This is a genomic window from Micromonospora sp. NPDC000442, assembly GCF_042898635.1.
In the GTDB taxonomy this organism is placed as follows: domain Bacteria; phylum Actinomycetota; class Actinomycetes; order Mycobacteriales; family Micromonosporaceae; genus Micromonospora.
In genome coordinates, this window is record NZ_JBIAYZ010000001.1 from 430,727 (window position 1) to 451,127 (window position 20,401).

A 20,401-nucleotide genomic window follows, 5' to 3' on the forward strand; every position below is an offset into this window, starting at 1 on the left:
GCGGTCGCCACGATCTGTGACGCGCCAATATCATCACGGCGAGGAGCATCCGTCAAGATACTTAAATATTCGGATGAAGCTCGGCGTCCTGAGACCTATCCCGTCACTCTCTGGACAGGCGGAACGGCGGGGTCGGCAGGACGGACCCGCCGCCTCCGCCTCCGCTGTCGTCATCGTCGTCCGGCGGCGGCGTGGTCGGGGCGCCGGTGGTCGGCGGCGTCTGGGTCGGCGGGTCCGGGTCCTCCGGCTCCGGCACCGACACGACGATCTTCACCGTGCTGCCCTTGGTCCGCTCGGTGTTGGCGTTCGGGCTCTGGTCGATTACCCGCCCGGCCTGGTCGGCGGGGACCTCGTCACCAAGCTCGGGTTCGACCTTGAAGCCGGCGCGTTCCAGCGTGCGCTTGGCCTCCGCCTCAGGCAGGCCGACCACCGACGGCACCGCCACCACATTGCCCTTGGAAACGGTAAGGGTGACCTCGGTGTCCTCCGCGACTATTTCTCCCGACGGCGGGGAGACCTTCAGCACCTGATCCTTGGGTGCCGCATTGTCGACCTCGTCAAAATCGACTCTGAGTTTGAGTTCCTTGAGCCGTTCCTCGGCCGCCTCGCGGGTGCTGCCGACGAGGCCATTCGGGATGGTCACCTCGGGCTTGCCACCGCAGATGCTGACCGTCACCGTGCTGCCCGGCGCCACCCGCTCACCGGGGGTCGGGGACTGGCTGGTGACCGTCCCCTCCTTGCATTCCGAGGTGCGCTCCTGCTCGCCGAGCGCCGGCACGAAGCCGTCCCGCTCGATCTGCGCGAACGCGTCGGCCTGACTCAACCCGGTGACCGTCGGCACCGCGACGTCCTGCGGCTCGTCGCGCTGGTTCAGCAGGAGTGCAGCGACCAGGGCGATCACCGCGAGCACGCCGAGCGCGGCGAACGTGGCGATCAGCCAGGACGACGCCTTGCGCTGGCGCGGATCGCCCACCCGGGCTGGAATCTGCCGGGTCTGCGTCGCGCCCGCCGACGGGTAGCCCGGGTGACCGGCCGCGGCCATCGCCACGGTCTCGTCCTCGCGCATCACCGGGGTCGCCAGCACCGGCCGACCGGCTGCCGCCCGGAGCAGGTCGGCCCGCATCTCCCCGGCGCTCTGGTAGCGGTTCAGCGGGTTCTTCGACAGTGCCTTGAGCACGATCGCGTCGACCGCCGGGTTGACGTCCGGGTTGAGGTCGCTCGGGGTCGGCGGAGCCTCCCGCACATGCTGATAGGCGACACTGACCGGGCTGTCGCCGACGAACGGCGGATGCCCGCAGAGCAACTCGAAGAGCACACAGCCGGCGGCGTACACATCGGAGCGGGCGTCGACCGCCTCGCCGCGCGCCTGCTCCGGGGAGAGGTACTGCGCGGTGCCGATGACCGCGCTGGTCTGCGTCATCGTGGTGGCACCGCTGGCCAGCGCCCGGGCGATGCCGAAGTCCATCACCTTGACCTGGCCGGTCTGGGTGAGCATGACGTTGCCCGGCTTGATGTCGCGGTGGATGATGCCGTGCCGGTGGCTGAAGTCCAACGCGGCGCAGATGTCGGCGGAGATCTCCAGCGCCCGCCGGGGCTGCAACCGGCCCTCCGCGCCGAGCACCTCCTTCAGCGTGCGCCCGTTCACGAACTCCATCACGATGAACGGAAGCGTCTCGCCGGTCGGCGCCTGCTCCTCGCCGGTGTCGTAGACGGCGACGATCGCTGGGTGGTTGAGGGAGGCGGCGTTCTGCGCCTCCCGCCGGAAACGCATCTGGAAGGTGGCGTCGCGGGCCAGGTCGGCGCGGAGCATCTTGATCGCGACGTCCCGGCCGAGCCGCAGGTCACGACCGCGATGCACCTCGGCCATGCCGCCGTACCCGAGCAGCTCGCCGACCTGGTACCTGCCACCGAGCAGGCGGGCCTGCGCTGTCATCGCGTCTGTCGTCCTTCGCTCGTCGTCGTCACGTCGCCGCCCAGTCGGGGCTGATCCAGTCGACGGTACGCCGTATCGACCAGATCGTCTCGCCCGTCAGGCCGCAGCGCGTCGGACGTCACCGTTGGCACGGAAGCTCCACCCGGCGTGCCCGCGCCGATGTTGTTCCGCAGTTGGTAGGAAATCACGCCGGAGCAGATAAGGACCAGTGCGCCCAACATGATGGCCAGGAAGACCATCCCGGATCGTGACCGTCGAGGTACCGGCCGTGACGATCCGGGCTGCGGAGCGTACCCGGGCGGAACCGTGGCCGCGCCGCGCGGGTAGCCGGCGGCGGCCGGCGCCACCGCGGTGGGACGGTGCGGGGCCACCGGCGGCCGGGCCTGCGGGTGGGTCGGCGGCGGTCGGTGCCCCACGGCCTGCGGGTGCGCGGGGGCCGGGGAATGCGGAGCCGCGACCGGACGCGGTGGCTGCGGCGGCGGAACCTGCGCGCGGCCCGGTGCCGGCGAGGCCGGCGCTGCGGAGATCGGTGCGGCCTGCCCACCGGCTCGGGCCTGCCGGGACAGCGCGGTCTTCAACTGCCGCGCCGCACCGGCCAGCGCGGCGGCACTCGGCCAGCGCCCCTTCGGATCCTTCGCCAACGCCCGCTCGACCAGCGCGCGGACCTGGGGCGGGATGTCGGAGGGCAGCGGCCGGGGCGTCTCCCGGACGTGCCGCATCGCGATGTCGAGGGGGTTGTCACCCTCGAAGGGCCGCCGGCCGGCGAGGCACTGGTAGGCGACCACGCCGAGCGCGTAGACGTCGGAGGCGGGGGTGGCGACCTGGCCGGTGGCCTGCTCCGGCGAGATGTACGAGGCGGTGCCGAGCACCGAACCGGCCGCGGTGAGCTGCCCGACCAGGTCCGACCGGGCGATGCCGAAGTCGGTGAGCACCAGCGTGCCGTTGGGGCGGACCAGCAGGTTGCCGGGCTTCACGTCCCGGTGCACGATGCCCTTCACGTGGGCGGCGTGCAGCGCGTCCGCGGCCTGGGCCACAAGCGCCATGGTCCGCGCCGGAGTGAGCCGGCCGACGCGGCTCAGCGTGGCTGAGAGGGGGTCGCCCTCCACGTACTCCATCACCAGGAAGGCGATGTGCTGGTCGTTGCCGAAGTCGTAGACGTCGACCACGCCCGGGTGGTTGATCGTGGCCATGGTGCGGGCCTCGCCGCGGAACCGCTCGGCGAACCCGGGCTCGTCCAGCAACGCCGGGAGCAGGCTCTTGACCGCCACCGTACGACCGAGCACCTGGTCGGTGCCGCGCCAGACGTCACCCATGCCGCCGCTGGCGATCCGCTCGTCGAGGCGGTAGCGGTTACCGAGTTGCACACCCGGACTGAGCATGTCACCGCCCTCCGGGTTCGGCGATGGCGGCCCGCATGATCTGGCCGGCGATCCGGGCGGCCTCGGCGCTGCCGCCGTCGCCGCCGTTCTCCAACAGGACACAGACGGCCGAGACCGGCTTGTCGTCCTTGTCCAGCGCGAAGCCGATGAACCAGGAGTGCGGCGGGACGCCGGGGGCGACGTCGGCGGTGCCGGTCTTGCCGCCGACGGTGTAGCCGTTGATCCGGGCGTTACGACCGGTGCCGTTCTCCACCACGCTGACCATCATGTCCCGCAGGTCGGCGGCGACCTGACCGCTCACCGGCCGGCGCAGCTCGCGCGGGTTGGCGGTGTCGTAGACGGTGGTGCGGTCCGGTGCCAGTAGCTGACGCACCAGGTACGGCCGCATCTGGCTGCCGTCGTTGGCCACTGCCGCGGCGATCATGGCACCCTGCAACGGGGTCATCCGCACGTCACGCTGCCCGATGGAGGACTGTGCCAGCGCTGCCGGGTCGGCACCGCCGTCCGGGTTCTCCATGCTGCCCGTCTGGCTGGCCGCCACGCTCAGGCCGCCCTCGCCGAGCCGGCCGACGGTCAGGTCCTCCTGCTCGAACCCGAACTGCCGGGCCTTCTCCTTGAGCACGTCCGGGCCGAGCTGGCCACCGAGCTTCGCGAACCCGGTGTTGCAGGATTCGGTGACCGCGCTCATCAGGGTCACCTGCGCCTCAGGGCAGATCGACGGCGCGGCGTTGCGGATCGGCTCGCCGGAGGTGGGCGGGGTGTAGCTCGAACCGGCCGGGATGTTCGTCTCCTTGGTGATCCCGTTTTCCAGCGCGGCCGCAGCCACCACGATCTTGAAGGTGGAGCCTGGTGGCAGCACCTCGCCGAGCGCCCGGTTGCGCAGCGGCCGTCCCGCCTCCTGTTCGAGCCGGTTGTACGCGGCGGTCGCCTTGTTGGTGTCGTGGCTGGACAGCGGGTTCGGATCGAAGCTGGGGATGGAGACCAGTGCCTGCACCGCCCCGGTGGCGGGGTCGAGGGCGATCGCCGCGCCCTTGGTCGCCCCGACGTTGTTGCCGCGCAACTCGTCGTACGCGGTGTCCTGGGCCCGCTTCGACAGGGTCAGCAGCACGTTGCCACCGGCGGTGGTGTCGCCGGTGACCATGTCCCGCAGCCGGTTGACGATGAGCTGGTCGCTGGTGCCGGCAAGGAAGTCGTTCTCGGCGCGCTCCAGGCCGGTGGCGGAGCCGTTGACCGGTTCGTATCCGAGCACGTGGGCGTACTTCGCGCCGCCCGGGTAGGTGCGCAGGTACTTCAGCTCGCCGTCGGTCTCCTTGCTGACCGCGAGGGCGGTGCCACCGGCCTCGATGTTGCCGCGCTTGCGGTCGTACTTGGCTACCTGAACCCGACCGTTGTAGTCGCTGGTGCGGTACTCGTCGGCCTTGTACGCCTGAATCCAGTTCAGGTTGGCGAAGAGCAGGCCGAACAGAACGATGACGACGACGCCGACCCGACGCAGGGGTGCGTTCACGGCTTGATCACCTCCGTGGGGGCACCGTGCAGTTGCTCGGGCGGACCGGAGGGGCGGGTCACCTTGCCACCGGCGCCGTCGACCGGCCGGCGGCCGGCGTCGGAGACGCGCAGCAGCACCGCGATGAGCAGCCAGTTCGCCATCAGCGAGGAGCCACCGGCGGAGAGGAACGGCGTGGTCTGACCGGTGAGCGGGATGAGCTTGCTGATCCCGCCGACGATCACGAAGACCTGGAGCGCGAGGGTGAAGGCCAGACCACCGGCGAGCAGCTTGCCGAACGAGTCCCGGACCGCCAGGGCGGCCCGCAGGCCCCGCTCGACGATGAGCAGGTAGATCACCAGTAGCGCGGAGAGGCCGAAGAGGCCGATCTCCTCACCGATGCCGGCGAAGATGAAGTCGTTCTGCACCTCCGGCAGCAGCAGCGGCTGACCGCCGCCCGGCCCGGCACCGAACAACCCGCCGGAGCCGAGGGCGAGCAGTCCCTGCACCAGTTGGTAGCCGTCGTCGTACGGCTCGGCGAACGGGTCGAGCCAGATCTCCGCCCGCAGGTAGAAGTTCGCGAACGGACCGCCCACCGCCTCGCCGAGCACATACGCGAGGTAGGCACCGCCGAAGAAGAGGACCAGGCCGATGAGCAGCCAGCTGACCCGTTCGGTGGCGATGTACACCGTGGCCACGAACATGCCGAAGTAGAGCAGCGAGGTGCCCAGGTCCTTCTCGAAGACGAGGACCAGCAGGCTGATCACCCAGACCACGAGCACCGGGCCGAGGTCGCGCCCGCGCGGGAAGTCGATGCCGAGGAACCGGTGACTCGCCAGCGACAGCACCTCACGCTTGCGCACCAGGTAGTAGGCGAAGAAGACAAGCAGGGCGAGCTTGGCGAACTCACCCGGCTGGATCGAGAAACTGCCGATGCGTACCCAGAGCTTCGCGCCGTTGATCTCGGAGATGCTGGCCGGTAGCACCGCCGGCAGCATGACCAGCACGATGCCCGCCAGACCCAGGGTGTACGCGTACCGGGAGATCGACCGGTGGTCGCGCATCAGCGCGAGCAGCCCGGCGGCGAGGACCACCGAGATCAGCGTCCAGGCGAGCTGCCGACCGCCGATGCCGGCGAAGATGGCCAGGTCGGCTCGTTCCTCGGGGGCCGCATTGGCGAGGTCGAGGCGGCGGAGGAAGCCGACTCCCAGCCCGTTGAGCAGGGCCACCGCCGGCAGCAGCGCCGGATCGGCGAAGGGCGCCAGGAACCGGATCACCAGGTGCATGCCGAGGAAGACCGCGGTGAGCGTGGCGGCCGGCACCCAGAAGCCCGGCGTGACCGTGTCGAGGACGTTCGCCTCGACCATCGCCCCGTACGCGGCGACCAGCGCCATGGCCAGCAGCAGCAACGACAGTTCGGCGTTGCGCCGGGACCGGGCCATGCGTACGCCGGGTCGCTCGCCCGCGGTTGCGGGCGAGGATGCCGGGGTGGCCGCTGCGGTCACGATCGTCCTCGGGTGGGAGCCGGTGCCTACTCGGGCGACCGGCAGGCCGCCGGATCGACCGTGGGCGTGAAGGTGTCGACGGGCGGCGCGTCGGGGGTGCTGTCGGGTGCGGCGACGGAGCCGGTCGGCGTGACCGTGGCTCCGGCGCGCGACGACGGCGAGACGCTGCCCACCTGGCTGGGTGAGCCGGCCGGGACGCTCGGCGATCCCGCCGGGGCGCTCGGCGTCGGGGACGGCGAACCCGCCAACGAGGGCGTGGGGCTCGGAGTCGGCGGACAGATCGGCTTGAGGTTCACGTTGGTCGGGCTGTCCATCGTCAGCTCGGCCAGCCGCCGTTCCGCGTCCGGCTCGCTCTTGGCCGGGATGCCCTGTTTGACCTGCTCCTGCGCGGCCAGGGTGAGGTCGTCCAACTGGGCACTGCTCTCGGAGTGCACGCTGGAGAGATCCATCCCGGCGATCTGGCCCTGGATGCCACGGAACACGGCCACCTGGCCGTTCTCTGTCGCGCCCACGTAGTACTGGCGCTGCGTGTAGCTCCAACCGGCGAACACCCCACCGCCGACGATCACCAGCAGGGCGGTCGTCATCGCGAGCGCCCGCAGTGGGCGCCGTCGCGCCTCGGGCTCGTCGTCGTTGTTGGCGGCGGAGTCGTCAGGCGTCGCCGGCCGGGGCGCGGAGAGCGCCGAGGCACGAGCCGCCGGAGTGGAGACGTCCGCCGAGGTGGCCATCCCCCGGTCCCGGGCCGCCGCACCGCCGACGATCGGCGCCGCCTCGACGATGTCCCGGTCGGTGGCGTCGGCGATGATCACGGTGATGTTGTCCGGACCGCCGCCGCGCAGGGCGAGCTGGACGAGCCGTTCGACGCACTGCTGCGGGTCCGCGTACTCCCGCATGGTCTCGCCGATGGTCTCCGCGCTCACCACCCCGGAGAGCCCGTCGGAGCAGATCAGATACCGGTCGCCGGGCAGCACCTGCCGGACCGAGTACTCCGGGTCGATGTCGCGGCCGTCCAGGGCCCGGGTGAGCAACGAGCGCTGCGGGTGGCTGCTCGCCTCCTCCGGGCTGATCCGGCCCTCGTCGACGAGCATCTGGACGTAGGTGTCGTCCTTGGTGATCTGCGCGAACTCTCCGTCGCGCAGAAGATAGGCCCGCGAGTCGCCGATGTGGACCATGCCCAGCTTGCTGCCGGAGAACAGGGTCGCGGTCAGCGTGGTGCCCATCCCCTCCAACTGGGGGTTGGCCTCCACCGTCTCGCGGAGTTGCTGGTTGGCGGTGCCCACGGCGGCACGGAGCGCGTCGACCAGGGCGTTGCCCGGGACGTCCTCGTCCAGTGGCGCCATGGCACCGATGACGATGTTGCTGGCGACGTCACCGGCGGCCATGCCGCCCATGCCGTCGGCAACGGCGAGTAGCCGCGGCCCGGCGTAGACGGAGTCCTGATTACCGTCTCGGATCAGACCGCGGTCGCTGTGGGCCGCATAGCGCAGGGTCAGAGTCATGGCCGTAATTCGAGAGAGGTGCGGCCGATCCGGATCGGCACGCCGAGGGGGACGGGGGTCGGTCCGGTGACCTTAGCGCGATCCAGGTACGTCCCGTTAGTCGAACCCAGGTCCTCGACGAACCACTGTCCATCGCGCGGCACGAGCCGGGCGTGTCGCGCGGACGCGTAATCGTCGGTGATGACGAGGGTGGAGTCCTCGGCACGACCGATCGTTATCTGCGCCTCACCCAACGTGATCCGAGTGCCGGCCAGCTGACCTGCGGTCACCACCAGTTGGTGCGCCGCCCGCCCCCGCTTCACCTTCGCCGGCTTCGCCGTCGCCTGTCCGGTCGACGCGCCCACCGCCCGGGGCGCGGCCACCAGTCGGCCCGACCGGGCCCCTGCGAAGAGGTCCCGGCGGATGACGCCGACCACCGTGAACACGAAGATCCACAGCAGGACGAGGAATCCGAACCGGGCAACGGTGATAACGAGTTCCGGCAAGGCGGATCAGCCGTCCACGCGGAAGGTCAGAGTGGTCGTACCGAGCTGGATCATGTCACCGGGGTTCAACGCCACGGCGGAGACCCGCTGGCCGTTGACCATGGTGCCGTTGGTCGAGCCGAGATCGGTCAGCACGACCTGCCCACCGTCGAAGTCCAGCCGGGCGTGTCGCCGGGAGATGCCGACGTCCGGCAGGCGCAGGTTGGCCTGGTCGCCACGACCGATCACGGTCGAGCCCATCTGTAGCGGATAGGTGCGGCCGTCGCCGGAGACCAGCCGGATGTTGCGTCCGGCGCCGTGCCCCGGCGGCGGGCCGTAGCCACCACCCTGGTCATAGGACGGGTAGCCGGGCGGACCGGCGTCGTATCCGGGCGGACCGGCGTCATAGCCGGGCGCCGAAACCGGGGCGACCTCGCCACCGGTGTAGACCTCCGCGGTGACCCGGAACATACCGGTGTCCAGTCCTTCACCGCGCTCGATCTCGACGATCACGTCCCCGTAGACCGTCCAGGCCTGCTCGCCGATGAACTCCGCCTGCGACTGGGCCAACTCCTGGGCCAGCGCGGCGGCGTACGGCGCCAGCCGACTGTGGTCGTACGGGGAGAGATCGATCACGTAGCGGTTGGGCACCAACGTGCGCCCACCAGCCAGGATGGCCTTGTGTGCCTCGGCCTCCCGCTGCATGGCGTTGAGGATCTCCACGGGGTGGACCACCCCTTTGAAGACCTTGGCGAAGGCCCCTTCGACCAGGCCTTCCAGACGCTTCTCGAAGCGTTGCAGCACGCTCACCGGCTCCTCCTCGGGTCCCGAGGACATGATGGTATCCGTCCAGAGCGCACGCAGCTCACACGCCGCTCGGCCGGCAGGCCGCGGCCCGTTCGGACGGCTTCTGATTGTCGTGCTACTCTTTCGTCCGCCACGAACGGTAACCGCTGCGAGCAGCGAAAGCCATTCGCGGCAGCAGACCAAGGTCACGTAGTATGGCCGAGGCCCGCCGGTCGCCGGCGGTGTCCGGCCCGGGCCACGTTCACTGAGGTCAGGCCACGGGGAAGTGGCGGAATGGCAGACGCGCACGGTTCAGGTCCGTGTGTCCGAAAGGACGTGGGGGTTCAACTCCCCCCTTCCCCACCACACACGAGGGCTCCGCGGAATGCGGGGCCCTCGCTCCGTATCAGGGCGTGCCGGACGTCACGCTATGCTCCGATGGTTTCTGCCTCCGACGCACCAGGAGTGGCATGTGAGTGTCGCATTCGTGACCGGGTCGGGCGGGCTGATCGGCTCCGAGGCGGTCCGGCACTTCGCCGGCCTCGGTCTCGACGTCGTCGGCATCGACAACGACATGCGGCAGGAGTTCTTCGGCGCGGAGGCGTCCACCGCGTGGAACGTCCGCCGGCTGACCGACGAGCTGGGTGAGGCGTACTCCCACCACAGCATCGACATCCGGGACCGGGCGGCACTCGGCACGCTGTTCGGCCGGTACGGCCGGGACGTGGCCGTGGTGATCCACACTGCCGCTCAGCCCTCGCACGACTGGGCGGTGCGTGACCCGTTCACCGACTTCGACGTCAACGCCGCAGGCACCCTGAACGTCCTCCAGAACGTCCGGGAACACTGCATCGACGCCCCGGTCATCCACTGCTCCACCAACAAGGTCTACGGCGACCGGCCCAACAGCCTGCCCCTGGTGGAGTTGGAGACCCGCTGGGAGATCGAGCCGGGCCACCCGTACGAGCAGGGCATCCGGGAGGACATGTCGATCGACGCGTGCCTGCACTCGATCTTCGGTGCCTCCAAGGTCGCGGCGGACGTCATGGTGCAGGAGTACGGCCGCTACTTTGGCATGAACACGGCCTGTTTCCGGGGCGGGACGCTGACCGGGCCGGCGCACTCGGCGACCGAGTTGCACGGTTTCCTCGGCTACGTGATGCGGGCGAACATGGAGCGCCGCACCTACAAGATCTTCGGCTACCAGGGCAAGCAGGTCCGCGATGCCATCCACAGCTCGGACGTGGTCTCCGCGTTCGAGGCGTTCTTCCGCAACCCTCGCTCGGCCGCCGTCTACAACCTCGGCGGCGGTCGGCACTCGAACACCTCCAACCGGGAGGCGTTCACACTGGCCGAGCAGATCACCGGCCAGGAGATGATCACCGAGTACGTCGAGGCCAACCGGATCGGCGACCACAAGTGGTGGATCGGCTCCAACGAGGCGTTCCAGGCCGACTACCCGGACTGGAAGCAGGTGTACGACGTACCAATGATCATGCGAGAGATCTACGAGGCCAACGTGGACAAGTGGGTGCCGGGAGCATGACCAAGAAGAACGTGCTCGGTGTCCTGGTCGATGCGACCGACTACGCCGAGGCCACCGAGCAGGTGGTGGCCGCCGCGCAGGAACGGCGCCCGTTGGCGCTCACCGCGCTGGCCGTGCACGGCGTGATGACCGGCGTACTGGACCGGGCACACAACGCCCGGCTCAACTCCTTTGACGTGGTGACTCCGGACGGTCAGCCGGTGCGCTGGGCGCTGAACCTGCTGCACGGCGCCGGGCTCACCGATCGCGTCTACGGTCCGACGCTGACCCTGCATGTGCTGTCCCGCTTCGCCGACGAGGGGCTGCCGGTCTACCTGTACGGCTCGACCGAGGAGACCCTCGCCCGGTTGATTCCGGCGCTGGAGCGGATGTTCCCGGCCCTGAAGATCGCCGGAGTGGAGGCGTCCAAGTTCCGCGGTGTGCAGCCGGGCGAGGACGTCGACATCGCCGAGCGGATCAAGGCCAGTGGTGCCCGGCTGGTCCTGGTCGGGCTCGGCTGCCCCCGGCAGGAGATCTTCACGTACGCGATGCGCCCGCTGCTGGACATGCCGCTGATGGCGGTCGGCGCGGCGTTCGACTATCACGCGGGGCTGCTGCGTCAGCCGCCGCCGTGGATGCAGCGCGCCGGGCTGGAGTGGTTCTGGCGTCTCGGCCTGGAGCCCAAGCGCCTGTGGCGGCGCTACGTGATCCTGAACCCCGCGTACCTGGGTCGCCTGTTCGCGCAGAAAACCGGGCTGTGGAAGGCCCGGCCGCCCGCGCCGGCCACCGAACGGCCGACCGAGTTCGCAGTCTGACCCGGCACGGCAGACGGGCCCCGGCGGAGCGCCGGGGCCGTCCTCGTACCGGACGTCAGAGGGTCAGCGTCCAGGTGTTGATGTAGCCGGTGTCACCGCCGTAGACGTCGCGGACCTGGAGACGCCAGGTGCCGTTCGCCGCCTCACTGGACAGGTTCCCCGTGTAGGTGGTGTTCACGTTGTCCGTGCCGTCGAAGATGCTGCTGTTCTTCAGCCGGTAGGACGAACCGTCCGGGGCGAGCAGGTCGATGACCAGGTCGCCGCGGTAGGTGTGCACGATGTTCACCGCGACAGTGGAGCTCGACGAGGCGTTCCGGTTGCAGCCGGAGATCGTGATCGAGCTGGTCACCGCCGAGCCCGAGTCCGGAATCGGCACGTCGGTGCCGTTGGTCCCGGAGCAGCCGCCGCCGCTGCCGCCGGTCACCGTCAGCGAGTATGTCGCGCTCCTCGTGCCGGAGGCCGCGGTGCCGGTGACGGTCACGGTGTACGTGCCGGCCGGCGTGCTGGCCGAGGTGCTGATGGTCAGCGTGGACGATCCACCGGAGGTGACGGTGGCCGGGCTGAACGAGGCGGTCGCCCCGGACGGCAGGCCGCTGGCCGACAGACTCACCGACTGGGCGGAGCCGTTGGTGGTCGCGGTGGACACGGTGGCGCTCGCCGAGCTACCCGCCGTGACCGAGCCGGAGGTCGGCGACACCGAGACCGAGAAGTCGTTTGTCGGTGGCGGGGTGCTGCCGTTGACCACGTAGAGCAGCTGGTTCGGGGTTCCCGTGCCGACGTTCGAGATCACGTTCGGGGTGGCGTTGTTGACCAGGTAGTCCCGGACCTGCTGGGGCGTCCAGGACGGGTTGGCCGCGAGGACCAGGGCCGCGACACCGGCGACGTGCGGCGAAGCCATCGAGGTGCCGCTGATGGTGTTCGTCGCGGTGTTGCTGGTGTGCCAGGCGGAGGTGATGCTCACCCCCGGGGCGAGGATGTCCACGCAGGTGCCGTAGTTGGAGAAGCTGGCGGCGGCGTCGTTGCTCTGGGTGGCACCGACGGTGATCGCCGCTGCGGCCCGGGCCGGCGAGTAGTTGCAGGCGTTCTGCCGCTGGCCGAGAGCGTTGCCGTTGCCGGCGGCCACCGCGTACGTGACACCGGAGTTGATAGAGTTGATGACCGCGTTGTCGACCGAGGTGTTCGCCCCACCGCCGAGGCTCATGTTGGCCACGGCCGGCTTCACCGCGTTGGCGGTGACCCAGTCGATGCCGGCGATGACACCGGCGTTGGTGCCGCTGCCGGAGCAGTTGAGCACCTTGACCGCCACCAGGCGGGTCGCCTTGGCCACGCCGTACGCCGAGCCACCGACCGTGCCCGCCACGTGCGTGCCGTGACCGTTGCAGTCGGTGTTGTTGGAGTCGACCGTGTTGGTGCCCCAGGTCGCCCGACCGCCGAAGTCCGAGTGGGTGGTTCGGATGCCGGTGTCGATGACGTACGAGGTCACGTTCGTGGCCGTGTTGGGGTACGTGTACGAGCTGTTGAGCGGCAGGTTCCGCTGGTCGATCCGGTCCAGTCCCCAGGACGGGGGGTTCGTCTGGGTACCCGCGAGGGAAACGACGTGGTTCTGTTCGACGTACGCGACGGCCGGGTCCGCCGCGATCCGTGCCGCGGCCCGCGCGCTGACGCGCAGCTCGGCGCCACGGACGGCCGCGCTGTAGGTCCGGGCCGTGGCACCGCCGTGCCGGCGCAGCAGCCGGTCCACGGAGGAGCCGACGGCCGTACGACTGACTTCGCTGTCCTTGAACACGACGATGTAGCTACCTTCGACGGCGGTCGCGCCGCCGGCGCTCCGGATGGTGCCGACCGGCTCGGCCGCCATGGCCGGCGTGGCCGCCGCCACCATGGCCAGCGTGGCCAGCCCGACGAGCACGGATCTCTGTGGAAGAGCCATCTTCCTACCTCCCTCCGATCGGCACCGAACGTCCACCTGCTCGTGGCAGATTGATCGATGAATGCCGATCACGGTGAGGGTAGTTGGATGTGTGCGGACAGTTAAACATGCCGGATTCCTCATAACACTGGCGAGATGGTTCCCCTACGGGGACGGGTACGGGACGAACGGGGGGTGGGCCCGGATTCGGCGAGCCGGAATTCGGGCAAGGCTGATGGACATGCAGAGCCATCTCGCCCTCCTGCTTCCGGTCGCCGCCGTCTGGTGGACCGCCGGCTTTCTCGCGGACGGGCTACCCCGCCTGAGCCAGGCTCGTGAGCTGCGTCAGCACACCGGCAGGCTGCTCGCGCTGACGCTGACTGGGCTCGGTCTGACGGTGGCTCTGCCGATTGCCGGGCTGGTCACCGTCGGGCCGACCCTGGCGGATCGAGCCGCCGACGGGCTGGCGCTCGCCGCCGTACCCGCCCTGCTGGTGGCCGGCTGCACGGTGCGCCGACTGCGCCGGTTGTGGGCCGGAGCCGGCACACTGGCCGTCGCCTCCAACACACCGGCCCCACACGGACTGCGTGCCGCCGCCGCCCACCCGCTGATCGGACTGCCGTTGCAGGTGACCGGTCTGGCGCTGCTACCGACCGTGATCGCGGCGAGCGGTGCGGGCCAGTTCCTCGGGCCCTCGGCAACCGGGCCGGCGATCACCATCGCGGCGCTGGCCGTCGCGTCGATCGGCGTACGCCACGCGTTGCGGCACAACCGGTTCGCCGAGCGGGCCATGCCCGAGCGGGTGTCGTCACCGCGCCCGGCCGCTGGCGCCCTGCACGTATAGCAGTTCCAGGATCGCCCTGGTCGCCTCGAACCAGCGGTCGAGCCAGCCGGGTGGCGGCACGCTGCCCTTCGGCGGCAACTCCATCAGCAGGCCACGCAGCAGCGGATGGTCCACGAGGGAACCGTCGTCGACCGTCGACCAGCCACCGGCCGGGAAGGACGGCTCGGTCAGCGGATTCGGATCCAGCGACGGCAGGGTGAGCGGCGACGACGGCTCCGTCGTCGCCGGGGTCTCCCGGCCCGCGTGCTCGGTCTCCGCCGACACCACCTCGGTCAGCACGGTGTCCCGCCGGGCCCCGCGATACTTGCCGCCGAACCGTTCCGGCTTTCCCGGTCCGTTGGTGAGGTTCTCCGACCCGATACTCGTCATCCGTCTCGCCTGCCTCGCTCGGTTACCCGCCCTGCCGGGGGGATGTCGACCAGCGCGTACCGAGAGGTACAACGACACGGGCAGGATGTGGCGACGGCAGCCGGCGGAGCACGCGTCCGATACCCCGCCCACCGCGGCCGGGTCACGACAGCGGATCCCCGCTCGGCCAGCGGCCGAACGGGGATCCGTCGTCACCGTCCCCGGGCGTCAGGCCCGGGGGAACGCGCCGTCCCTGGTGCTGGCGACGAAAGCGTGCCAGTCACCCGGCGCGAAGACCAAGGCCGGTCCGGCCTTGTCCTTCGAGTCCCGGACGCCGACCGCCCCGGTCACGTACGCCACCTCAACGCAGTTGTCACAGTTCGGCCCGCTCTTCGAGCTCTTGAACCATGTCGCCTGCGTCAGGTTTCCGGAGAATCCTTGCGTCGCCACTTCCACAACGGCTCCTCTGCCAGTCTCGCGATGTACTCGACGGACTCCTCCGGACGTTTGGCCGCTGCTCGAATGTGATCGAAGATGAAGCTGTACTTCTGTAGTTCGTCGCTCTTCTCCAAGAAGAGCCCACCCGTGGCGTTCTCCGCGTACACGACATCCGGATCACCGGGTTCGGGGAAGCTGAGGATCGTGAAGGTGCCGTCCATGCCGGCGTGCGCCCCCACCTCGAACGGCAGGACCTGAAGCGTCACGTTCGGCAGCTGTGCCACCTCCACCAACCGGCTGAGCTGGTCACGCATGACCGCATCCCCGCCCACCGGACGGCTCAACACCGCCTCATCGAGCACCACCCACAGATCGACCGGATCATCCTGGGTCAACAACGACTGACGACCGAGTCGGACACGCACCCGTTGCTGTACCTGCTCCGGACTGAAGTCGGGGCGGGCCGCGCGAATCATCGCGCTGGCGTAGTCCTCGGTCTCCAGCAGCCCCGGCACCACCTGCTGCTCGTACGCACGAATCGAACTGGCCGCCGCCTCCAGGCCCACGTACGCCCCGACCAGCACCGTGCTATAGGGATGCCACCAGCCCTTCTGCCGGGCCTCGCGGGCGATCTGCACCAGCTCGTCGCTCTCGGCGCCGACCACTCCGTAGATCCGGAGCATGTCCCGAACGTCGCGGGGAGTCGCGGTGGTGTGGCCCGTCTCGATACGCGAAATCTTGGAAGCCGAGCATTCCAACTGCTCTGCCACGACCTCGATGGTGATCCCGGCGGCCTCGCGCTGGCGGCGCAGTTCTGCGCCGAGCCGGCGCCGCCGGATGGTCGGGCTGCGCCGCTCGCTCACCGTGTCACCTCTCCGCTCCGACGCGCCGCTCTGACCGCCCGCCCACGGCGCGATCCTCTCGGCGAACGTTCGCGGCGTGGGGTGGTCCGGTCCTCGGCCGGCCGCGGCGGGCGAAACCGGCTCTCAGTGTGCCGCCCGGGTGGCAGCGCGTTCAAGCGCCGTTTCGCGCGAGCCGCTCACGTATCGGCAAAAGTCGACGTGCAACTTGCATGAAGCACACTCCTGATGCACTCTGTCCGTATGACCCGGGTTACTGACCGTCTCCGATCCGTCTCCACGAGTGATCAACGCTGTGGAGGAGTGGGTCACCGGGGAGGAGCTCCGCCACCAGCAGCTCCGCACTGACGGCAACGACACCGGCCCCGGCCCCCCGAGACACGACCTCGTCGCCGGAGCCAGCAAACCCCCATCCTCTAGCCGGCCCTTCCCCGCCGGCCGACCCTTCCAGGAGCCCATGTGCTTCCCCGCTCCGGTGACGTACTGCACGTGACACGCGCGGCGAGTGTCCAGTTCCTCAGACCCATCCTGTTCCGGGTGATCCGGGTGCTCGACCGGCCCACCTACGACGGCTGGCTCTGGCTCGAAGGCTACGAGTTGAACGCGGCGGGGGACGCGGTCAACCGTCGGTCGATCTTCGTCCAACGGGCCGGGCTGCGGCAGGTCCAGGCCGCCCCGCAGCCGCGTCCACACACCGTACGCTCGGCCCGCCGGCCGGCCGTACGGACGCCGGTTCGGGTGCACTGAGCATCACCGACTGCACTGAGCATCACCGACGTCAGGTGAAAAGGATTCGGGGGGCATGCCGCCGACATAGAATCGGTATGCCCACCCCGGCATGTCTCCACCCCGCGCCTCCCGGACCCCGAACCTGGGATGGCCATGCTCACTATGTCCGCGCGGGAGCCACGTCGGTCCCGTATCGCCCACACCTTCGGACTCCTGGCGCTTCTCGGTGCCGTCACCACCCTGGTGGTGCTGGGCCGAGATCCCGCCCTGCCGTCCACCCGGCTGGCCGAGCCCGTACCGGCCCCGGAGATCACTGTCGTGGAGAGCGAGCCGGTCGAGCCGGACGTCATATCCGACGGTGTCTGGGACACCTTCGCTTACGACGGCTTCTTCGACCGACCGGCCGATGGCCCGGCGGAGTCCGACGGCGACTCGGAGCACTCTTACCCCGCTGAACAGGACGCGCCAGCCAGGGCCACGGGTGGTCACACCCGGGAGGAACTCAGCCGCTCGCTGTTCTGGTCGGGGGTGTTCGGGCTGGCGATCTCCCTCGCCGGTCTCGGGCTGGTCGGCACCAGACGCCGCATGTGGTGACTCGGGCGATCACCCTGTGGGGCTCGCCGTGGCGGTCGGCTCGGTGGTCGGCTCATCCGTCGTCGGCGAGGGACTCGGGCTGGCCGCGGCGACCACCAACCGGACCTCGTCGCCCGCCTCCACCAACTCGCCGGCCTCCGGGTCGGTGGCGATGACGGTCCCCTCCGGCTGGCCCGACGGGCGGTACTCCACCCGATAGTCGAGGTCGAGCCCGTCCAGCGCCGCCCGTGCCGCAGCCTCCGGCAGACCCACCAGCGGCGGCACCGGCACCTCGACCGGCGCGGCGCTCGTCGTCGGTGCTGGTGACGGGGACGCGGTTGTCGGCGACGGCGACGCCGTGGGCGGCGGGGCCTGGGTGGTCGGCGAGGGCGACTCCGGTGCCGGCCCGTCGTCGTCCAGCCCTTGGCGGGCCAGCCAGAACCCGCCCCCGATCAGGCCGAGCAGAAGCAGCAGCAGGACGCCCCAGAGGATCGGCAGCCACCACGGTCGGCCCGGCTGCTCGTCGGCGTACCAGTCGCCGCCGGCCAGTTCGCGGTCCACGCCCGGCCGCACCGACGGCACCTCCGCGCGCCCCGACCAGGCCGCTGGCCCGGAGCGCTGAGTCGGCGGCAGCGGCGCGGTCGCGTCCACCGGCCCGCCGGCCGCGCGATCCATCGGCGCGGTTTCATCCGGCGTACGCCCGAGCGGCGCCGTCTCGTCCGGCGCACGCCCCGGCGGCGTCGCGTCGGCCGGAATCCTCGGCTCGCCGGCTGACCGCTCCATCGGCGCGGTCTCGTCGGGAGCCCGCTCCATCGGCGCGGTCTCGTCCGGGTTGTCGTCGGACGGCGGGATCGGGCGGGTCCGGTCGTCCGGTTGCCCGTCGGTCGGCTCCTGGCGGTCGTCGCTCACGGCACGTCCTTTCCGCCGACCGGGCGGGCAACAGGCCCCTCGACGGTCAACCTAGCGGTTCTGCCGGTCATCGGCCGGCATCAGCGTGTCGGGTGCACGTCACGGTGCCGGAGCGCTCGCGTCCGCAGTCGGCGGCGTGCCGCACCAGATCTGGACCACGTCGTTCCACCTGCCGACCGTTCCGCCCGGCGGTTGCTGCGACGTGACCGTGCCGGAGCGTCCGTTGGGATAGCGAGGCGAGAATCCGTCGTCGACGAGTTCGTCCCTCGCCTCGTTGCAGGCCTCACCGATCAGGTCCGGCACCTCGTTCGGCGGAGCGGCCCCAGCTACGTTGATCTTGACGGTGACCCCGCGCCGAACCGGCGTACCCGGGGCCGGGTCGGTGCTTCTCACGCTGGAACTGTCACCACTGCCGAAGACGAGTTGCCAGCCCAGGCCCAGGTCCCGCAGTTCCTCCCTGGCCTCCTCGAAGTCCGCGCCGACCAGGTCCGGGACGGTGAGTCCGGTCGGCCGCGACGGGCTGGGGCTGTTGCTCGGGGTGGTCGCGGTGTTCGGCGTCGGCCGCTCCCGCGGCGGCGAGGTCCGCACCGTCGGGCTGGGGATGGGAGTACCGGTGGCGCCGGACGACACCGGGCCGGGTCGTACCTGATCGCCAGCGAGCACCCAGCCCCCGGCCGCACCGATGATCGCGAGCAGTACGGCGGCGGCTCCGCCGCCGATGATCAGCCTCGTCCGGCCCGGGTCGGTGTCACCGCGCCCCGGCCGCCCGTCCGTGGTCCCGTCCGTCATCCCGCCCACCGCCTCATCACCCGCGACCGTAGCGACCGGGGCCAAGCACTGTCCGTAACCGTTGCCGGTCGATGCCACGCACGACTCGCCGCACCGACCACAGGACGTTACGCTGCCCCGCATGGCCAGACAGGGCTGGGGAGGATCGATCGCCACCGCGGCCGGCGTGGCAGCCGGTGCCGGTGCCGCCCAACTGGGCTTCGGATACGGCCTGGGCATTCTCAACTGGGCACCCAATGAGGCGTCCGCCGGCACGGCGGCCTGGGTGGCAAGCCTGATCTGGGCGACCTGGATCGCCGCCACGTCGACCATCTTCGGCGCGGTCTGCGCCCAACGGCTGCACGACCGCCGTCGGGCCGGTTCCCCGTCGGACACCCCGGCGGTGGTCGGCGGGTCGCCCGCGACCGGTGCCCCGGTTCCGCCGTCCGATACCGCAGCGGCGGCCGGCGACCCGGTTCCGCCCGCCGGTGAACCGCCGTCCGCCACCGCCAGGCAGACCGGTGGCGGGCTGTGGGGAGTCGCGCTGGCCGTCTCCGCCGGCCTTGGCGCGCTGATCACGGTGTTGCTGGTCGCCGTGCCGGCACGGGTCGCGGTGGTACCCGACACGCCGTCCCCTCGGGACATGGCCGCCATGTACGCGGCGGTCGGCGTGCTGATCGGAACGCTGGTGGCCGTCTGGGCGCTGCGGTGCCGCGCCGCCGCCACCAACGTCATCGCCACCGCCGGTTGGCTCTGGCTGCTCGCGGTCATCGCCGTGGTCGATTCGGTACTAGCCGGTCGCGGGCTGACGACCGCCCAACTCGGCATCTGGCAACTCAGCTCGGACAGCGACCAGTTCTGGGTCCGGGACTACTTCTACTGGCCCGGGGCGGTCCTGTCGCTCGGTTCGGCACTGGTGATCGGTGCGCTGGCCGCCCGCAGCGGGGTCCGCGCGACCGATCGACGGGTCGGCGCCACCGCCTCGGGTGCCGCCGGACCGCTGCTCGTGGCCATCGCGTACTTCCTCGCCGTACCGAGGCTCACGGCGATCAGCCCGGAACAGGTGTCCGCTCATCTCACCGCCCCGTACGCGGTGATCGTCGGCATCGGCGGGTCGGTCCTGGTGGCGGCGCTGGCCCAGCGATCGGCCCGGCTGGCGGCGCGCCGGTCAAGTGGCCCCGACGCGGCCCCGGTGGTGCCTCGGCAACGGGTCGGTGACGAGGACCGGTTCACGCCCGGGTCCACGACGGATGTCGAGCGGTCCACGCCGGGTGCCGAGCGGTCCACACCGGGTGCCGACCGGTCCACACCGGGTGCCAACCGGCTCGACGAGACGGTAGCCGGCGAGGTGACGGCCACCCGGAAGGAAACCGCACCGGGGGGAAGCACATCGCGACCGGTGGCGGTCAAGCCGGCAACACCGAAACCCGCACCGAAACCGGCAGGACCGAAGCCCACGGCAGTGAAGCCGGACGGGTCGGCGGAGGTGGGTGAAAACACCCCCAGCACCTCGCTGCCCGACGCGTCGTCCGGCAGCGACGAGACGCCCGAGGGCGGTGGCCGCCGTGGCCGTCCCCAGCGGCGAGGTCGCTAGTCTGGATCTTGGTACCAGACGGCCACGCCGAGGGGCG

19 protein-coding genes and 1 tRNA gene are annotated in these 20,401 nt (G+C 70.6%); 7 read left to right on the top strand and 13 right to left on the bottom strand.

All coding sequences use genetic code 11. The annotated features are described in order from the left end of the window. Positions 1-103: 103 nt before the first annotated feature. The 7 genes from pknB to ACFY2A_RS02125 are packed head-to-tail and all read right to left on the bottom strand — an operon-like array spanning position 104 to position 9,103. A complete protein-coding gene (gene pknB / locus ACFY2A_RS02095; RefSeq protein ID WP_387167246.1) occupies positions 104-1,933 on the bottom strand; it encodes a Stk1 family PASTA domain-containing Ser/Thr kinase in 1,830 nt (609 codons plus the stop codon). Next, positions 1,930-3,312, bottom strand: a complete 1,383-nt coding sequence (locus ACFY2A_RS02100; RefSeq protein ID WP_387167249.1) for a protein kinase — start codon at positions 3,310-3,312, stop codon at positions 1,930-1,932. Before ACFY2A_RS02100 ends, pknB begins: the two co-directional genes overlap by 4 nt. 1 nt (position 3,313) lies before the next feature. After that, positions 3,314-4,819 (bottom strand): peptidoglycan D,D-transpeptidase FtsI family protein, encoded by a 1,506-nt coding sequence (locus ACFY2A_RS02105; RefSeq protein ID WP_387167252.1) that lies wholly within the window; start codon positions 4,817-4,819, stop codon positions 3,314-3,316. After that, complete coding sequence (locus ACFY2A_RS02110) at positions 4,816-6,303, bottom strand: FtsW/RodA/SpoVE family cell cycle protein (protein ID WP_387167255.1); 1,488 nt, start codon at positions 6,301-6,303, stop codon at positions 4,816-4,818. The genes ACFY2A_RS02105 and ACFY2A_RS02110 overlap by 4 nt, the downstream gene beginning before the upstream one ends. 26 nt (positions 6,304-6,329) lie before the next feature. Further along, on the bottom strand, positions 6,330-7,802 hold the full coding sequence (locus ACFY2A_RS02115; RefSeq protein ID WP_387167258.1) for a protein phosphatase 2C domain-containing protein: 1,473 nt from the start codon (positions 7,800-7,802) through the stop codon (positions 6,330-6,332). Next, a complete protein-coding gene (locus ACFY2A_RS02120) occupies positions 7,799-8,287 on the bottom strand; it encodes an FHA domain-containing protein (RefSeq protein WP_111242783.1) in 489 nt (162 codons plus the stop codon). Before ACFY2A_RS02120 ends, ACFY2A_RS02115 begins: the two co-directional genes overlap by 4 nt. Before the next feature lie 6 nt (positions 8,288-8,293). After that, positions 8,294-9,103 carry a DUF3662 and FHA domain-containing protein gene (locus ACFY2A_RS02125; RefSeq protein WP_363921170.1) on the bottom strand — a complete coding sequence of 270 codons (810 nt, stop codon included), beginning with the start codon at positions 9,101-9,103 and terminating at the stop codon, positions 8,294-8,296. A gap of 229 nt (positions 9,104-9,332) precedes the next feature. Here ACFY2A_RS02125 and ACFY2A_RS02130 point away from each other — a divergent pair. The 3 genes from ACFY2A_RS02130 to ACFY2A_RS02140 all read left to right on the top strand — a co-directional run bounded on the left by ACFY2A_RS02130 (position 9,333) and on the right by ACFY2A_RS02140 (position 11,392). Further along, positions 9,333-9,418: transfer RNA gene (locus ACFY2A_RS02130), tRNA-Leu, on the top strand. A 64-nt stretch (positions 9,419-9,482) separates the two neighbouring features. Beyond that, on the top strand, positions 9,483-10,598 hold the full coding sequence (locus ACFY2A_RS02135; protein WP_387167262.1) for an NAD-dependent epimerase/dehydratase family protein: 1,116 nt from the start codon (positions 9,483-9,485) through the stop codon (positions 10,596-10,598). After that, positions 10,595-11,392: a WecB/TagA/CpsF family glycosyltransferase gene (locus tag ACFY2A_RS02140; protein WP_363921166.1), complete on the top strand. Its 798-nt coding sequence runs from the start codon at positions 10,595-10,597 to the stop codon at positions 11,390-11,392. The genes ACFY2A_RS02135 and ACFY2A_RS02140 overlap by 4 nt, the downstream gene beginning before the upstream one ends. A gap of 55 nt (positions 11,393-11,447) precedes the next feature. On the opposite strand, the gene ACFY2A_RS02145 is transcribed toward ACFY2A_RS02140, so the two are convergent. Beyond that, a complete protein-coding gene (locus ACFY2A_RS02145; protein WP_387167265.1) occupies positions 11,448-13,322 on the bottom strand; it encodes a S8 family serine peptidase in 1,875 nt (624 codons plus the stop codon). Positions 13,323-13,542: 220 nt separating this feature from the next. On the opposite strand from ACFY2A_RS02145, the gene ACFY2A_RS02150 reads away from it, so the two are divergent. After that, entirely contained in the window at positions 13,543-14,145 is a 603-nt protein-coding gene (locus tag ACFY2A_RS02150; protein WP_387167267.1) for a hypothetical protein, read from the top strand. Here ACFY2A_RS02150 and ACFY2A_RS02155 read toward each other — a convergent pair. From ACFY2A_RS02155 to ACFY2A_RS02165, 3 genes are all read right to left on the bottom strand, one after another. Beyond that, positions 14,110-14,514 carry a hypothetical protein gene (locus ACFY2A_RS02155; RefSeq protein ID WP_387167270.1) on the bottom strand — a complete coding sequence of 135 codons (405 nt, stop codon included), beginning with the start codon at positions 14,512-14,514 and terminating at the stop codon, positions 14,110-14,112. The genes ACFY2A_RS02150 and ACFY2A_RS02155 overlap by 36 nt on opposite strands. Positions 14,515-14,721: 207 nt before the next feature. Next, positions 14,722-14,943, bottom strand: a complete 222-nt coding sequence (locus tag ACFY2A_RS02160) for a DUF397 domain-containing protein (protein WP_363921157.1) — start codon at positions 14,941-14,943, stop codon at positions 14,722-14,724. After that, positions 14,913-15,794 carry a helix-turn-helix transcriptional regulator gene (locus ACFY2A_RS02165; protein WP_363921155.1) on the bottom strand — a complete coding sequence of 294 codons (882 nt, stop codon included), beginning with the start codon at positions 15,792-15,794 and terminating at the stop codon, positions 14,913-14,915. The genes ACFY2A_RS02160 and ACFY2A_RS02165 overlap by 31 nt, the downstream gene beginning before the upstream one ends. A gap of 456 nt (positions 15,795-16,250) precedes the next feature. On the opposite strand from ACFY2A_RS02165, the gene ACFY2A_RS02170 reads away from it, so the two are divergent. After that, entirely contained in the window at positions 16,251-16,538 is a 288-nt protein-coding gene (locus ACFY2A_RS02170; RefSeq protein WP_093409209.1) for a hypothetical protein, read from the top strand. Between the two features lie 135 nt (positions 16,539-16,673). After that, positions 16,674-17,114, top strand: coding sequence for a hypothetical protein (locus ACFY2A_RS02175; protein WP_387167276.1), 441 nt, complete (start codon positions 16,674-16,676; stop codon positions 17,112-17,114). Between the two features lie 9 nt (positions 17,115-17,123). Here the strand turns inward: ACFY2A_RS02175 and ACFY2A_RS02180 are convergent, their stop codons facing one another. Together ACFY2A_RS02180 and ACFY2A_RS02185 are read right to left on the bottom strand one after the other, a co-directional pair. Then, positions 17,124-18,002, bottom strand: a complete 879-nt coding sequence (locus ACFY2A_RS02180; RefSeq protein ID WP_387167279.1) for a PASTA domain-containing protein — start codon at positions 18,000-18,002, stop codon at positions 17,124-17,126. Between the two features lie 99 nt (positions 18,003-18,101). Next, positions 18,102-18,791 carry a PASTA domain-containing protein gene (locus ACFY2A_RS02185; protein WP_387167282.1) on the bottom strand — a complete coding sequence of 230 codons (690 nt, stop codon included), beginning with the start codon at positions 18,789-18,791 and terminating at the stop codon, positions 18,102-18,104. A 121-nt stretch (positions 18,792-18,912) separates the two neighbouring features. Here ACFY2A_RS02185 and ACFY2A_RS02190 point away from each other — a divergent pair, with 121 nt between their 5' ends. Next, the gene (locus ACFY2A_RS02190; RefSeq protein ID WP_387167284.1) at positions 18,913-20,364 is read left to right on the top strand and encodes a hypothetical protein; all 1,452 of its coding nucleotides are present in this window, start codon (positions 18,913-18,915) and stop codon (positions 20,362-20,364) included. The last annotated feature ends 37 nt before the right edge of the window (positions 20,365-20,401 follow it).